The organism is Streptomyces sp. Je 1-79, assembly GCF_025195125.1.
Taxonomy (GTDB): Bacteria; Actinomycetota; Actinomycetes; order Streptomycetales; family Streptomycetaceae; genus Streptomyces.
Genome location: NZ_JAMGSL010000001.1, coordinates 291,302 through 306,179 on the forward strand (window position 1 = coordinate 291,302; position 14,878 = coordinate 306,179).

The window sequence follows — 14,878 nt, forward strand, 5'->3', positions numbered from 1 at the left end:
GCGCCCCGGCCGGCCCGCGCCCCGGCCGGCCCGCGCCCCGCCGGCCCGCGCCCGGCAGACCGCGCCCGGCCGGGCATCCGCCCGGAGCGCGGTCCGGGCGGCGTCAGTGGCCGCGGCGGCGCAGCTCCGGTTCCGTGAGCGACGGCGGCACGTAACCCGCGTCGCGCGCGGAGAGGTTGGTGCCGGGAGGCACGATCTTGTCGATCCGGTCGAGGACGTCCCGGCTCAGCCGGACCGCGTCCGCGCCGAGCTGGCCCTCCAACTGCTCGAACGTGCGCGGGCCGATGATGGCCGAGGTGACCGCCGGATGTTCGAGGACGAAGGCGAGGGCGAGCTGGATCAGCGTCAGCCCCGCCTCCTCCGCGAGCTGCGCCAGGGCCTCCGCCGCGTCGAGCTTCGCCGTGTTCTCCGGAGACGCGATGTCGAAGCGCTCGGCCTGGCGGTCCGCACGGCTGGAGCGGGGCTGCTCCGCCCCCTTGCGGTAGCGGCCGGACAGCCAGCCGCCCGCCAGCGGGCTCCACGCGAGCACACCGAGCCCGTACCGCTGGGCGACCGGCAGCACCTCGCGCTCGACGCCCCGGGCGAGCAGCGAGTACGGCGGCTGCTCCGCGACCACCCGCTCCCGCCCCCGCCGCTCGGCGGTCCACTGACCCTCGACGATCGCGGACGGCTCGAACGTCGACGTCCCGATGTAGCGGATCTTCCCCTGGCGCACGAGATCCGTCAGGGCGCCGAGCGTCTCGTCGAAGTCGGTGTCCGGCTCCGGCCGGTGGACCTGGTAGAGGTCGATCCAGTCGGTGCCCAGGCGGCGCAGACTGTTCTCGACCTCCTGGACGATCCAGCGGCGCGAGTTGCCCCGCTCGTTGGGGTCCTCGCCGAGACTGCCGTGGAACTTCGTGGCGAGCACCACGTCGTCCCGGCGGCCACCGGACAGGGCCTTCCCGACGATCGTCTCGGACTCGCCGGCGGAGTAGACGTCGGCCGTGTCGACGACGTTGATGCCCGCGTCGAGGGCCCGCCGGATGATGCGTACGGAGTCCTCGTGGTCGCGGTTGCCCCGCGCTCCGAACATCATCGTCCCCAGGCACAGCGGGCTGACCTTCACGCCCGTACGGCCCAGACTGCGGTACTGCGTCATCGTGCACTCTCCTGCATCAGTTGATCGGTGGGGTGGGGATGGGTGCGGGCGGCGGGCGCGGAGCCGTCCCGGAAGGCGTCCCAGAGCCGGCGATAGGGGCCGTCCGCCGCGAGCAGCTCCTCGTGCGTGCCCGTCTCGGCGATCCTGCCGCCGTCCAGGACCACGACACGGTCGGCGCGCGCGGCTGTGGTGAGCCGGTGCGCCACGACGACCGTCGTACGGCGACGGGACAGCGCGGCCGTCGCGGCGGTCACCCGCCGTTCAGTGGCCAGGTCGAGCGAGGCCGTGGCCTCGTCCAGCAACAGCACGTCGGGGTCGACGAGTTCGGCCCGCGCCAGGGCGATGAGCTGACGCTGGCCCGCGGACAGGTTCCGGCCCCGCTCGCCGACCTGCTGCAGATAGCCCCGGGGCAGCGCCGCGACCATGTCGTGCGCCCCGACGGCCCGCGCCGCGGCCTCGACGTCGGCGTCCGCGGCGTCCGGACGGCCATAGGCGATGGCGTCACGGACGGTCCCGCTGAAGAGGTGGGGCTCCTGGGGGACCACCCCGAGCCGGCGCCGGTAGCCCGTCAGATCGAGCTCGCGCAGGTCGTCCCCGTCCACGCGGACGTGGCCCGAGGAGGGATCGTAGAAACGGGCGAGGAGTTTGACGACCGTGGACTTCCCCGCCCCTGTCGTGCCCACCAGCGCGACGGTCTCTCCCGGCGCCACCCGCAGCCGCAGGTCGCTCAGCACCTCGCGGCCCCCGGGGTACGCGAAGGACACGCCGTCGAGTTCGAGGGCGCCGCGCAGCCTGCCGACCCGGCGTGGCCGGGCCGCGCCGGGCGTACCGGTCGGCGTCCGTATGAGGGCCCGCAGCCGGGAGAGGCCGATGACCGCCTGCTGGTAGCCGTCGAACACCTGGGACAGCTGCTGGATCGGGGAGAAGAACAGCTCCACGTACAGCAGGAACGCGATGAGCGTGCCCGCCGTGAGCTCCCCGGCCGCCACCCTGCCCGCGCCGACGGCCAGGACCGTGGCCGCGGACAGCGTGCCGAGGAACTCCACGAACGGGAAGAAGACGCCCATGTACCGCTGCGCACGGAGCCGGGAGTCCCGGAACTCGCCCGCGAGCCGCGCGAAGTGCCGGGCGTTGTGCTCCTCCCGGCGGAAGGCCTGGGTGACCCGGATCGTGGCGACGTTCTCCTGCAGCGCGGCGTTGACGATGCTGACGCGCTCCCGGGCGTCCCGGTAGGCCGGTACGGAGTGGTGGCGGAAAACGGCCGTCGCGACGGCCAGCACCGGTACCGCGGCGACGAGGACGAGGGCGAGGCCGGTGTCGATGACGAGCAGGGCGGCGAGCACGCCCACCACGGTCAGCCCGCTCACCACGGCCGTGATGAGTCCCGTCTGCATGAACGTGGACAGGGCGTCCACGTCCGTGGTCATCCGGGTCATGATCCGGCCGCCCAGCTCGCGCTCGTAGTAGTCGAGTCCGAGCCGCTGCAACTGCGCGAACGTCTTGACCCGCAGCGTGTACAGCAGGCGCTCGCCGGTACGGCCCGTCGTCCGGACCTGGAGGACGCCGACCACCCAGTTCGCCGCCACCACGACCGCGGCGGCCGCCGCGGCCACCAGCAGGGCACCTCTGGCACCCTGCGCGACCCCGTCGTCGACCCCGTGCCTGACCAGCACCGGCACGGCGATCTGCGCGAGCGCGTCCAGCGCGACCAGGAGCAGTCCGATCAGCAGTGGGGCCCGAAAGGGGCGCAGCAGCCGCCCCAGGCCCAGGTCCGGTTCGGCTGCGGAGGCCACCTCCACGGGGAGCCCCGGATCCGCCTCGGGCATCGGAAGGCGGGCGAGACCGGCGAGCACCTCGGGGTTCGGCGGGGCGGAGCCGAGCAGCCCACCGCCGCCGGGCGCGCCACGACCGGGACCGGACGTCGCCGCCGCCTCCGCGAACGCCTGAGCGGCACGGACCGAAGCCTCGCCGCCCTCGTCGTCGGACGCTCCATCCACGTCCCGCCGCCAGAGCGCGGCCGTGACCGCGGCCGTGGCGTCGGGGATGTCCGGGCACCCGGAGGAGCCGGGGGCGGGTGCGCCCTCCGCCGCCGCGGACGGCTGGTCCGGAGCCGACAGCAGGGAGCGCAACAGCGTGGAGCGGGAACGCAGTTCGTGGAGCGTCCCGGTGTCGACGACCCGACCGGCGTCGAGCACGGCGATCCGGTCCGCCAGCTCCAGGGTGGAGCGCCGATGCGCCACGATCAGCGTCGTGGGCCGACGCTCCGCCGTCCGCAGGGCGTCGTGGATCTCCGCCTCCACCCGCGTGTCGATCGCCGACGTGGCGTCGTCGAGGACGAGCACGTCGGGCTCGCACAGCAGCGCCCTGGCGAGGGCGATCCGCTGTCGCTGGCCTCCGGAGAGCGTGAGCCCCTGTTCGCCGACGACCGTGTCGTACCCGTGCGGCAGCCGCTCGATGAACGCGTCGGCGCGGGCGAGCCGGGCAGCCGCGCGGATCCGTTCGTCCCCGGCGTCGGGCAGTCCGTACGCGATGTTGGCCCGTACGGTGTCGGAGAGCAGCAGCGACTCCTCGAACACGTACCCGATCCGGGAGCGCAGGGAGTCCAGGGACAGCTCGCGCACGTCGTGACCGCCGACCCGGACGCGGCCGCCCGCCACGTCGTAGAAGCGGGGGAGCAGCGCGGCCGCCGTCGACTTCCCGGAGCCCGCGAGACCGATGAGAGCGACGGTCTCGCCCGGCCGGATGTCCAGGGAGAAACCCCGCAGGAGCGGCTCCCCGCTCCCGTACCCGAAGGTGACGTCCTCCCAGGAGACGGACGGCGAGCCGGCCGCCGGCTCCACCGGGTGCGGCGTCTCGGCCAGTCCGGGCGTCTCGTCGATGACCTCCATGACGCGGACGGCGCCCGCGCGGGCGGGCTGCCAGACGGTGAGCAGAGTGGCCAGCTGCCGGACCGGGGTGACGAACGAGCCGAGGTACGTCGTGAAGGCGAGGAACGTGCCCAGCGAGATGCGGCCGTCCAGCGCCATCCAGCCGCCGAGCGCGAGCACGGCGACCTGTCCCAGGGCCGGCACGGCCTGGAGCGCGGGGTTGTACCGGCTGGTGTACCGCACGACCCTCATGCGGGAGGCGAACAGCCGACGCGCACGGCCGTCCAGACCCGCCAACTCCCGCTCCTCCTGGCCGAATCCCTTCACCACCCGCACGCCGGTGACCGTCGCCTCCACGGCTGAGGCGACCTCGGCCGCTTCCTGCTGGGCGTGCCAGTTCGCCGGGAAGAGGTCGCGACGGCTGCGGTACGCGATCAGCCAGAGCAACGGTCCCACGACCAGGGCCACGGCGGTCAGCGGCGGCGAGAGCAGCGCCATGAGGACCACGGAGGTCAGGAACATGAGCACGTTGCCCGTGAGGTTCGGCAGGAACTGCAGCAACGTCTGGATGAGGGTGATGTCCGAGATGGAGCGGCTCACCGCCTGCCCGGTGCGCAGCTCGTCCTGCTTGGCCCCGCCGAGCCGCACGAGCGAGGCGAAGGCGTCGTTGCGCAGGTCGTACTGGACCCCGAGCGACACCCGGCCCGAGCGGTAGCGACGGGTGAAGCTCGCACCGAAGCGGACGGCGCCGAGGCCGGCCAGAAGGACGAGCCAGGGCGTCAGCGACCCGGCCGTTCCCGCCGCGACGGCGTCGACGACATGGCGCAGGACGAGCGGCAGCGCCGCGGTGGCCACGGCGGCGACGACCGCGGCACCGTACGCGAGGGCGAGATCACGGCGGTGGCGGAGGCAGTAGCCGAGCAGCCGCCGCGCCCAGCCGGCCGGCCGGGGCCCGCCGGGGCCGGCCGCCGTGGTGGCGACCGGCTCCGACGGGTCGTGTTCCCGCGGGGCCTGTTCCTGCGGGGCCTGTGGGGGACAACCGGTCACCGTGCGTCCACCAGCGCGGCGGCGGAGCGACCGGCATCGGCACCTTCACCCGTGACGACCTCGACCTTGGCGTCGGCATCGGACGCCGGCGCGTCGAAGTACTGGTTCGCCGGCCGGGCCAGGCCGTAGTGCTCGCGCAGGGTCGTCCCGTCGTACTCGGTACGGAACAGGCCCCGCTCCTGAAGGATCGGCACCACCCGGTCGACGAACCGCTCCAGGCCCGACGGCAGCACCGCGGGCATGATGTTGAACCCGTCCGCCGCCCCGCTCTCGTACCAGTGCTCGATCGTGTCGGCGACCTGCTCGGCGGTCCCGGCGAAGGTCCGGTGTCCGCGCCCGCCGCCCAGCCGGCCGATGAGCTGACGTACCGTCAACCTCTCGCGTCGGGCGAGATCCACGATGAGGGTGTAGCGGCTCTTGGCGCCCTCGATCTCGTCCTCGGTGGGAATGTCCTCCGGCAGCTCGCTGTCGAGGTCGAGATCCTCCGGCGCGATCCGCAGCCGCTGCGCGAGCTGGCGCTTGGCGTACTCGGGGGCGATCAGCCGGTCCAGCTCCGCGTCCAGCTCCCGCGCCTCGGCCTCCGTGTCACCGATGACCGGCACGATCCCCGGGAGGATCTTGATCTCGTCGGGGTCGCGGCCGAAGGCGACGGCACGCTGCTTGACGTCCCGGTAGAACGCGATGCCGTCCTCCAGCGTCTGCTGGGCGGTGAACACGGCCTCCGCGTAACGCGCTGCGAACTCCTTCCCGTCCTCGCTGGATCCGGCCTGCACGAGCAGCGGGCGGCCCTGGGGCGAACGCTCGACGTTCAGCGGCCCGTCGACCCGGAAGTGGGCCCCCCGGTGGTCGATGCGCCGCACCCGGTCCGCCAGGGCGTGCACCCCGCGCTCCTTGTCGGCGACGACGGCGTCGTCCGCCCAGCTGTCCCACAGCTTGGTGGCCACGTCGACGAACTCGGCCGCGCGTTCGTACCGCTCGTGGTGCAGGGGAGTGTCGTCGAGGCCGAAGTTGCGGGCCGCGTCGGCGCCGGCCGTGGTGACGATGTTCCAGCCGGCGCGCCCGCCGGACACATGGTCCAGCGAGGCGAAACGCCGGGCGAGGTTGAAGGGTTCGTTGTAGCTGGTCGACGCGGTGGCGATCAGCCCGATCCGGCTGGTGACCACGGCCAGGGCGGTCAGCAGGACGGTCGGCTCCAGCCTGCTCGACGGACGGCGCCCCGGGTCGCCGTGGAGGACCGGGCTGTCGGCGAGGAACACCGAGTCCAGTTTGCCCCGTTCGGCGATCCTGGCCAGGTTCTGGTAGTGCGCGATGTCGGTCCCTCCCCCCGCCGGGCTCTCGGGCAGCCGCCAGGCGGCCTCGTGATGCCCCACCGACATCAGGAACGCGTTGAGGTGGAGGTGCTTGCGGGCAGGCCGGCCGGCCGCCGGGGTGCGGCCGGGGGCGCCGGCGGGCGTGCGATCAGGCGTGCGATCAGGCGTGCGGGACACGGGACTTCTCCTTCGGGGAGGCGTACGGGGGAGCGGAGGGCGTCGTCACGCCGAGCGCGGCGAGCAGGGCGTCCCGGTACTCCTGGAACCGGGGGTCGCGCCGGCTCCGGGGCGTGGGCAGGTCGACCGTGATGTCCAGCGAGATCAGGCCGTCCTCCAGGACCAGCACCCGGTCGGCCAGCTCGACGGCCTCGTCGACGTCATGGGTGACCAGCAGCACGGCCGGCCGGTGGCGCTCGTACAGTTCGCGCAGCAGACCGTGCATCCTGATCCGGGTCAGTGCGTCGAGCGCGCCGAACGGCTCGTCCGCGAGCAGGAGTTCGGGATCGTGGACCAGGGCACGGGCGAGCGCCGCCCGCTGCTGCTCACCGCCGGAGAGCTCGTGCGGCCAGGACCGGTCCCGGCCCGCGAGCCCGACCTCCTCCAGGGCGGTCAGTCCCCGCTCCCGGACGCCGGGGCCACGCAGCCCGAGCACCACGTTGTCCAGCACGCGCAGCCAGGGCAGCAGTCGCGAGTCCTGGAAGGACAGCGACACCCGGTCGGGTACGACGAGTTCGCCGGTCCCCTCGACGCCGTGGTCCAGCCGGGCCACGGCGCGCAGCAGCGTCGACTTGCCCGATCCGCTGCGCCCCAGCAGAGCGGTGAACTCGCCCGGCGCCAGGTCGAGATCGATTCCCTTGAGCACGGCCCGCTCGCCGAACCCGCGGACGAGCCGGCGGGTGCGGACGGCCGGCGACGCCAGGTCGGCCGACGACGCCAGGTCGGCCGGCGACGCCAGGTCCGTCGGCGGCTGTGCCGCCCCGGTCAGCCCGCCAGAGTACGTCGCCACGAGAGGGCCCTCCTCTCGACAGTGCGGACGAGGGCGTCGGAGGCGAAGCCGAAGACTCCGTACGCCACCAGGCCCACGATGATCACGTCGGACTGGGCGTACTGCTGGGCCTGGAACATCATGTAACCGATGCCGCTGGTCGCGTTGATCTGCTCCACGACGATCAGGCCGAGCCACGACGAGGTCACGCCCAGGCGCAGCCCCACGAAGAACCCCGGCAGCGAGCCCGGGATCACGACCTTCCGTACGAACCGCCATCGGCTCAGCCGCAGGACCTCGGCGAGTTCCACATGGCGGCTGTCGATGCCGGTCAGCGAGGCGTAGGTGTTGATGTACATGTTCACGGCGACGCCGAGCGCGATCACCGTGACCTTCATGTCCTCGCCGATGCCGAGCCAGAGGATCAGCAGCGGCAGCATCGCCAGGGACGGGATGGCCCGCTTGATCTGCAGCGGCCCGTCGACCAGGTACTCGCCCGTGCGGCTGAGACCCGCCACGACGGCCAGGGTGACGCCTGCCAGCACGCCGAAGACGAGGCCGAGGCCCGCGCGTTGCAGGGAGATCAGCACGTTGCCCTGGAGCCTGCCGTCCGCCACCAGATCGACGGCGGTGGAGACCACGCTCCCGGGGCCGGACAGGATGCGCGGATCGAGCACCCCCGCGGCCGAGGCGGCCCACCAGGCGGCGATGAGCAGCACCGGGCCCAGCAGTCGGCCGAACGGCACCGGCCGGCCCGGACCGAGCCGTCGCCGTCTCCCGGAACCACCCCTGACCGTCCCGCTGCCGCTGCCGCTGCCGCTGCTGTCACTGCCGCGGCCGGGCGGTGGGCCGCCGCTGCTCGTCTCCGCCGCGGAGACTCCGGCGGCCAGGTCCTGGGTACGGCGGTCGTCGGCGACCGCGATGCCCCGCGAGGCCCGCGCGGGGGTCAGCGCCTCGGTCATGCTCCCTCCCGGTACTGGGCGTCGACGGCCGCGGCCGCCAGACTCTCGAAACGCCGGTCGAAGAGCTGCTCGACGTCGAACCGCGGGACGAAGCCGCCCTCGGCCATCAGCTCGGCAGTCTCCTGCTCCCAGGCGATCGCCTCGTCCCAACGCGCCGGGAAATGCGGCTTGTTGAGCGAGGCCACGATCCGCTTGCCGTCCTCGCGGCTGACGCCCTGGTCCTTGACGTAGTACGCGTCGATCCAGCGGTTCGTGTTCTCCCACGCCCACACCGAGCCCCGCGCCCACAGCGGAACGAAGCTGCGGACCGCCGCCGCCTTCGCGGGATCGTCCAGGACCTCCGCCGGGGCCCACAGCACCGTCAGCAGGTCGACGACATCGGTGCGCACGTCGCGCGCGCCGTCCTTGCGGTACTGCGTCAGGTACTTGGTCAGCGTCGGTTCGCCCAGCGGCGCGACGTCGACCTGCTTGGACTGCAGGGCGGTCAGGAACTGGGTGCTCGGAAGAGCCACCAGCTGTACGTCCTTCGGGGCCATCCCGGCCTTCTTCAGGGCGCGCAGCACGACCACGCCCTGGGCCTGCCCCTGCGAGAACCCGATCTTCCTGCCCCGGAAGTCCTCCACACGGGCGATGGACGAGCCGGGGGCGGTGGCGAAGACGTACGTCGGCTTCCGGCGCACCTGAACCGCCACGATGCGTGCCGCCACCCCGATGGCATGGGCCTGGATCGGAGGGATTCCGGCATTGCTCGCCAGGTCGATGGAGCGCGCCCGGAATCCCTGGATGATGTCCGGGCCCGCGGAGAGGTTCGGCCATTCGGAGACCTGGAAGGGGAGCTCCTTCAGCAGGCCCGACTCGGTGAACTGAATGCGCGAGGTGCGTACGGCGACGGAAAGCGAGGTGTTCGGCGGCGGAGGGGCCGTGGAAAGGGCCTTGACGGAGGCGGTTCGGGCAGCGGGACCGGGCGGCGGCGCGCATCCGGCGATTCCGACGGCCGCACCGCCCGCGAGGGCGAGGAAACCTCTGCGGCCCAGACGGGGATGGGCAGGGATGGATGACATGAATGATCCTGTTCCGAAGTGGTCAGGCGGAGACGGGGAGAAAGCCGGATGGGGGCGCGGGTCAGATGGAGAGATAGCCGCCGTCGTGGAAGAGGAGAGGTCGGCGCCCCGGTTCCTGCCACGATTCGAGGACGCGGGCCACGACGATCCGGTGGTCACCCGCGGGTACGAGGTCTTCGATCGCGACCCGGAGCCAGCCGGCCACGTCCGAGAGGACGGGATCGCCCTCGGGAAGGCGCCGCCACGCGGTGGGCGCGGCGAAGCGGTCGATGCCGCTCGTCGCGAACCGCCTGGCCAGCGGCTCCTGGTCGGACCCCAGGAAGTGGACGACGGCGGTACGGGCCTCTTCGACATGGGGCCAGGAGGACGACCCGGTGGCGATGGCGAAGGAGATGAGCGGAGGGCTCAGGGACAGCGAGCTGAGTGAGGTCGCGGTGAAGCCGACGGGCCCGCGGCCGGCGTCGGTGGCGACCACGACGACGCCCGCGGGATAGGCGCGGAACGCCTGCTTGAAACGCTCGGGGGCGAGTTCGGTGGCGGGGTGCGAGGACAGGGAGACGGTCACATTTCCTCCATGACGAAGAAACGCAGGCGGGAGCGGAAAAGCAGAAAGGGGAGCGGACCGGCCGAAAGGCAGGCGGAGATGAACGGCACGACGCGCGACAACGCGACAGGGAATTCCGGTGGGCGCATGATGCGTCACACCGTGAAGGGAGACGGGCGGATCAGACCCTTGTCACGCGAAACTGCGAGAGAGGGTCAACAGCCCTTTCCGGCGGGGGTCGCGTCGGCACGGCCGGACCCCGCAACGGAGAACAGCAGGGGGCGACAGTGACGTGCCGTGGTGGGCACGAACCGAAGAATCCCTCGCTGGCTGCTCATGCATCCATCTTCCGATCCGTGCTCCGCCCCGGTCAACAATGCAACTCGCTGAATTAAGTCGGACTGCCCTGCCCCCCTTCCCTCGGTCAGGAGACGGCGGGCAGCGCCGGCCAGGGCCCGAGCGGATCGTCGTAGAGCGCGCCGAGGGCCACGGCCGGCCCCGCTGTCGCGAGTACGGATCCGGTGAACGAACTGGGTACGACACGGTGTTCGGGGTCGTCGCACACCCATGACCGGTCGGCCACCTCGGCCCGGAGCGCGGCCAGGCACTCGGGAAGCCGGCCCGCGCCCGGTTCGACGACGACCAGCACCTCGGGGTCGAACATGTCCAGCAGTACGGCCGCCACCCGCCCGACGAGGCGGGCGCGACGCAGGAAGAGCTCCCGTGCCGTCGTGTCTCCCGCCGACGCCCGTTCCAGCAGGGCGGGGAAGGACGACACCTCCAGGCCCGCCGCCTTGGCCCGCCGTACCATCTCGGGCTCCGACACCTCCGCCTGAAGGCACCCCGGGATGCCGCACACGCAGGGCGAGGACCCGCCGTCGCCGGCACCGACCGGCAGATGGGCGACGTTCCCCGCCCCGGAGCGCGGCCCCTGATGCACGGCGCCCGCCGACACGAACGCGGCGTCCACCACGGCGCCCACGAAGAGCAGCACCGCGCTCTCGCGCGTTCCGCTCTGCCCCACGAGCTGCTCCGCCCGGGCCAACGCCCGGGCGTGGCTGTCGACATGGACGGGGAGCCCGGTCGCGTCGGCGAGCACGCCGCGTACCGCCACATCACGCCAGCCGAGTTGTGGGTGCCGTACCACCACCCCGGCCTCCGGATCGACCCAGTGCCCGGTCGCCGCCCCCATGGCGAGGACGGTCCTGCCCGCGCCGTGCGCCGCCACCAGAGCGGGCAACCGCCGCGCCAGGCCGTCCAGTACCCTCCCGGGATCCGTGTCCTCGTGCGGCCGTCTCTCCTCGGCGACGATCCGGCCGCGCAGATCCATCAGCGACAGCGTCGTGTGCGTGACGGCGATGTGGGCGCCGGCGACCAGGTAGCGGCCCGCGTCGACGTCCAGGGGGACATGGGGACGGCCCAGGCCGCGCGGGCCCGTGGTCTCCTGCCGCTCGCGGATCAGCCCGCGGCTCAGCAGCACACCGCAGTGGCCGCTCACGGCGGCCGGGGAGAGCCCGGTCAGCCGGGCCACGGTGCTGCGCGCCACCGGCCCGTGGTCGAGGATCGCGCCCATCACCGCGCCGGCCCCCGAGGCACGGCGTGCGGCCTGCGGCGGGGGCGGTATGTCGGAGCGCCGTAGCGGCGCGGAGCGTCGGGCTGTGGTCGGCGGTGAACTCTCCACGGGGGGCCTTCCCGGTCCTGTGCGGTGTCGCGGACGGTCGACTCCGGCGGCCGGAACGGGCAGGCCGGTGCCGTCGGGACGGCTCGGGCGTCGGATGGCCCGGAACGGTCCCTTCAGGGGGTACGCGGCGGCGCTGCGCGAGGAGTTGCACGAGGAGATCGCGGGGGAGGCCTCCCGCTCGGAATCATGTCCCGTACAGAGAGGGGGCACCCGGCTCCGCGCCCGCGCCGCTGTTCACTACCACTGACACGCGGCGGAGCACACACGCTTCAGGTCGACATGACCTCGAGTCGTCAGAAGCGCGGATCGGTGCATGGCGCGCAACATAACCGTGAGCGCACAACCCGGTCAAACCTGTGCCCGCATCATGGACGGCACATCGCCTCCGGTCGGGGTGCCGGGTGCTGGCTCCGGTTCACGCGCGACAATGGCGGGGCAGGAAGCCGGAGGGGCGGCTGATGTCAGGGGGGATGCCGCATGATGTTCGGGTATTCGGACGACTGGTTGGCGGCGCTGTTCATCCCGGTGGTGTTCTGGGTGCCGTTCGGGCCCTTTCTCATGGCGGGCATGGGGGTGTGGTGCGCCCGTCACTCCGGCTGGAAGCCGCGGCTGTGGTCCGTGCTGCTGCCGGCCGTACCGGTGGGCGTCCTGGGGACCGTCACGATCTCCACCCTGCTCCGTTTGAAGGAGGAGACCTGGCAGGAGGACCTCACGGGCTTCCTCGTCGTCTACGTGCTGGGCATCACGGCGCTGCCCTGGCTGCTCGGCTACGGCATCACCCGCACGGTCCACGCCCTACGCACCCGCCGCAACCGCCCCACCGAACCACCGGCCTGACCCCGTCCGACCTCGCCCGTCTGCATGGGCGGGGAGGCCGTAGACGATCGGCGACCTCGCTACCCTGGGTACGACCGCGATGCAGGGGGCAGTGGTGGGAAGAGTGCGACGGGCTACGGGGACGCTGACCTTCACGGATCTGCTCCGGCATCCGGGGCGTCTCATCGAGCAGTTCACGCAAGCCGCTCGGCCCCGGGCCGAGGCGGACGTCGCTGCCTTGGCCGCGGGCGAGGCCCGCGAGGTCTCCGCCTTCGCCCGTGACGGCCGTCGTTTCCGGCCCGGGTCCTTGATTCTGGACCCTGCCGCGGGGTCGCCCGTGGTGTGGCAGCCGTTTCGCGTGCTCGGCGGCACCGGCGAAGGCGTCGCTTTGAATGCTCCGTTCCACGTCCACGGGGCGGGCCCGGTCGCCGGCCCGGGAAGCGGGGCGGTCGACAAGGCACTGTTCCGCCTGTTGTCCCTGCAAGCCGCGGATCGCTACTGGGAACTCGCTGTCCCCACTGCGGACGTCGCGCTGGTCCGTGCCGCGCTGCGCGGGGATGGCGCCGGACGGTAGTCGGAGTGCCGCTGGCTTTGGTCATCAGTCCGACGATGCACCGTCACAGCCCCTCGCTGTCGCGGCGGCGCGGCTCAAGCCGGGTTCACTGGCGCCGGGGGGCCGTGTCTCGGGAGGGAATCGTGTGCATAGGGTGTCGGCATGTCGCTGAGCCACATAGCCCTCTCGTCCGGCCGTTCGATCGAGCTCACCGAGCTCCGAATGTCGTCGACCTACGGAGGGATGTTGGAGGGCTATCCCTGCAAGCCCATCAACGACATGAAGGTCAGAGGCCTCCAGCGACAGGCTGAACGCGCGTTTCCCTCCACGCCGGTACATCTGGTCCCGCCTCCCCGCGAGTACCCGGACCAGACCGTTGGCGCCTTCGGCCCCGTCGAGGTGCTGCCTTCCGTGGCCTGCATCGGCGCCTTCCGCTCGACATCGGTCTCCGCTGAGCTCGACCCCGTGCTGCACCGTTCCGCGCTCACCGTGGTCTGGTTCCAGACCGCCTTGGACATCCCGTCCGGCGAGTGCGCCGACCTCGCGCTCCGCAGCCTCCGCTGGGAGGAACTGGCCCAGGACTACGAGCTCTAGCGACGGTTGCCGGTCACAGCCAGTCGTTGAGGGCCGAGGTCAGACGGGCGGCCGTCCCGCCACGGCCTACTCCTGTGGTGGGGCCTCGGCCGCTGTTCCGAGGGTGCGGCGGTTGGTGGGCGGGGGGTCGGGCTGGTCGTGGTGTCCGCGGGCCAGTACGCCGCGGGCGCGTAGTTCGTCGAGGTTGGGCAGGCGCAGGGACGGGAGTCCCGTGTCGAGGTCCGCCTCTGTGGCCTGCTTGCGCCGGGGGACGGCCTCGGCGCTGTCGGTCAGTTCGTCGAAAGGGCCCTGCCCCAGGGCGCGGCGATCAGATGTCACGGGAGGTCATCGTAGGGGCAGAGCCCGCGACCGGAGCCGGGCAGGTCTGCGGAGGCTGCCGACGTGCGTCGCTCGTCCGTGCGGGACCGCTCCGGTTGTGCGAAGAAACGTGAAGTGCTGCTGTTACCTGGCTCCGTACCCCGGTTGGCCGAAGCGAGGCGGGTGGCGCGGCCGGCCCCTCGGCGGGAGCACAAGGGCTTGCCGTTGATCGTTGAACGGGTGGGTGCAGCAGGCATCCAACGGCAGGTCGCATCTGCGGCATTTGCGTGTTCTGTGAATCCGATAGTTACAGAAATGTCCGCGTCCGGTAACGGCGTCCGGTGGGCCTGTCGGCGCGCTCGGCGAGGCCGCAGAGTCTGAGTCCTCGGCCCGCACCGGACCGAGACCCGCAACCCGCTCCCACCCGGCATTTCACCTGGTGGAGCACTGTTCTTGAGGGGACATCACCCATGTCTGCTTCTTCGACCGCCCGCCGCATCGCAGCGACCGTGCTCGCCGCCGGCGCCATCGTCTCCGCCGCCGCGCTGCCGGCCGCCGCCCACGACGACGACCGCCGCCGTCAGTCGCGGGTCGAGATCAGCCGCGTGCAGGCCGACAGCCCCGGACGCGACAACCGCTCCAACCGGTCGCTGAACGCGGAGTGGGTCGAGATCACCAACAACTCCCGCCACGCGGTGCGGCTGGACGGCTGGAGCCTGCGTGACTCGGACGGCAACCGCTACCGCTTCGACGACGTCCGCCTCGCCGGCCGCTCCACCATCCGCATCCACACCGGTGAGGGCCGCGACACCCGCACCGACCTCTTCCAGGACCGTCGCAATTACGTCTGGGACAACCACTCCGACAAGGCCGTCCTGCGCGACGACCGCGGCCGTACCGTCGACACGAAGTCCTGGGGCCACCGTCACCACCGCTGACCCCGCCCGCCGGCACCCGAAGCCCTCCGCATGACGTCCGCGGACGGTACGGGCCCGGCATTCTGAACCGCGTGCGCCGGGCGCC

13 protein-coding genes are annotated in these 14,878 nt (G+C 72.4%); 4 read left to right on the forward strand and 9 right to left on the reverse strand.

From position 1 onward, the window contains the following. Positions 1-103 precede the first annotated feature (103 nt). From M5362_RS01195 to M5362_RS01230, 8 genes are all read right to left on the reverse strand, one after another. Positions 104-1,138: an aldo/keto reductase gene (locus M5362_RS01195; RefSeq protein WP_260225318.1), complete on the reverse strand. Its 1,035-nt coding sequence runs from the start codon at positions 1,136-1,138 to the stop codon at positions 104-106. Next, the gene (locus tag M5362_RS01200) at positions 1,135-4,929 is read right to left on the reverse strand and encodes an ABC transporter ATP-binding protein (RefSeq protein WP_260225681.1); all 3,795 of its coding nucleotides are present in this window, start codon (positions 4,927-4,929) and stop codon (positions 1,135-1,137) included. The genes M5362_RS01195 and M5362_RS01200 overlap by 4 nt, the downstream gene beginning before the upstream one ends. A gap of 119 nt (positions 4,930-5,048) precedes the next feature. Further along, positions 5,049-6,428 (reverse strand): LLM class flavin-dependent oxidoreductase, encoded by a 1,380-nt coding sequence (locus M5362_RS01205; RefSeq protein ID WP_260225682.1) that lies wholly within the window; start codon positions 6,426-6,428, stop codon positions 5,049-5,051. Positions 6,429-6,522: 94 nt separating this feature from the next. Continuing rightward, positions 6,523-7,317: an ABC transporter ATP-binding protein gene (locus M5362_RS01210; protein ID WP_374214393.1), complete on the reverse strand. Its 795-nt coding sequence runs from the start codon at positions 7,315-7,317 to the stop codon at positions 6,523-6,525. 26 nt (positions 7,318-7,343) lie between these two features. Next, positions 7,344-8,309 carry an ABC transporter permease gene (locus M5362_RS01215; RefSeq protein WP_260225319.1) on the reverse strand — a complete coding sequence of 322 codons (966 nt, stop codon included), beginning with the start codon at positions 8,307-8,309 and terminating at the stop codon, positions 7,344-7,346. Beyond that, complete coding sequence (locus M5362_RS01220; protein ID WP_260225321.1) at positions 8,306-9,370, reverse strand: ABC transporter substrate-binding protein; 1,065 nt, start codon at positions 9,368-9,370, stop codon at positions 8,306-8,308. The genes M5362_RS01215 and M5362_RS01220 overlap by 4 nt, the downstream gene beginning before the upstream one ends. 61 nt (positions 9,371-9,431) lie before the next feature. Then, entirely contained in the window at positions 9,432-9,935 is a 504-nt protein-coding gene (locus tag M5362_RS01225; RefSeq protein WP_260225322.1) for a flavin reductase family protein, read from the reverse strand. A gap of 403 nt (positions 9,936-10,338) precedes the next feature. Next, complete coding sequence (locus tag M5362_RS01230) at positions 10,339-11,595, reverse strand: ROK family transcriptional regulator (RefSeq protein WP_260225323.1); 1,257 nt, start codon at positions 11,593-11,595, stop codon at positions 10,339-10,341. A 477-nt stretch (positions 11,596-12,072) separates the two neighbouring features. Between M5362_RS01230 and M5362_RS01235 the strand changes: the two genes are divergently transcribed. From M5362_RS01235 to M5362_RS01245, 3 genes are all read left to right on the forward strand, one after another. Beyond that, entirely contained in the window at positions 12,073-12,432 is a 360-nt protein-coding gene (locus M5362_RS01235) for a hypothetical protein (RefSeq protein ID WP_260225324.1), read from the forward strand. A 103-nt stretch (positions 12,433-12,535) separates the two neighbouring features. Next, positions 12,536-12,985: a hypothetical protein gene (locus M5362_RS01240; protein ID WP_260225325.1), complete on the forward strand. Its 450-nt coding sequence runs from the start codon at positions 12,536-12,538 to the stop codon at positions 12,983-12,985. 141 nt (positions 12,986-13,126) lie between these two features. Continuing rightward, on the forward strand, positions 13,127-13,558 hold the full coding sequence (locus M5362_RS01245; RefSeq protein WP_260225326.1) for a hypothetical protein: 432 nt from the start codon (positions 13,127-13,129) through the stop codon (positions 13,556-13,558). A 66-nt stretch (positions 13,559-13,624) separates the two neighbouring features. On the opposite strand, the gene M5362_RS01250 is transcribed toward M5362_RS01245, so the two are convergent. Continuing rightward, the gene (locus tag M5362_RS01250) at positions 13,625-13,876 is read right to left on the reverse strand and encodes a hypothetical protein (RefSeq protein ID WP_260225327.1); all 252 of its coding nucleotides are present in this window, start codon (positions 13,874-13,876) and stop codon (positions 13,625-13,627) included. 449 nt (positions 13,877-14,325) lie between these two features. Here M5362_RS01250 and M5362_RS01255 point away from each other — a divergent pair, with 449 nt between their 5' ends. After that, positions 14,326-14,793, forward strand: a complete 468-nt coding sequence (locus M5362_RS01255; RefSeq protein ID WP_260225328.1) for a lamin tail domain-containing protein — start codon at positions 14,326-14,328, stop codon at positions 14,791-14,793. Positions 14,794-14,878 lie beyond the last annotated feature (85 nt).

Coding starts and splice junctions, on each gene's coding strand:
- M5362_RS01195 (WP_260225318.1), bottom strand. CDS start 1,138: ATGACGCAGTACCGCAGTCTGGGCCGTACGGGCGTGAAGGTCAGCCCG.
- M5362_RS01205 (WP_260225682.1), bottom strand. CDS start 6,428: ATGTCGGTGGGGCATCACGAGGCCGCCTGGCGGCTGCCCGAGAGCCCG.
- M5362_RS01215 (WP_260225319.1), bottom strand. CDS start 8,309: ATGACCGAGGCGCTGACCCCCGCGCGGGCCTCGCGGGGCATCGCGGTC.
- M5362_RS01220 (WP_260225321.1), bottom strand. CDS start 9,370: ATGTCATCCATCCCTGCCCATCCCCGTCTGGGCCGCAGAGGTTTCCTC.
- M5362_RS01235 (WP_260225324.1), top strand. CDS start 12,073: ATGATGTTCGGGTATTCGGACGACTGGTTGGCGGCGCTGTTCATCCCG.
- M5362_RS01245 (WP_260225326.1), top strand. CDS start 13,127: ATGTCGCTGAGCCACATAGCCCTCTCGTCCGGCCGTTCGATCGAGCTC.
- M5362_RS01255 (WP_260225328.1), top strand. CDS start 14,326: ATGTCTGCTTCTTCGACCGCCCGCCGCATCGCAGCGACCGTGCTCGCC.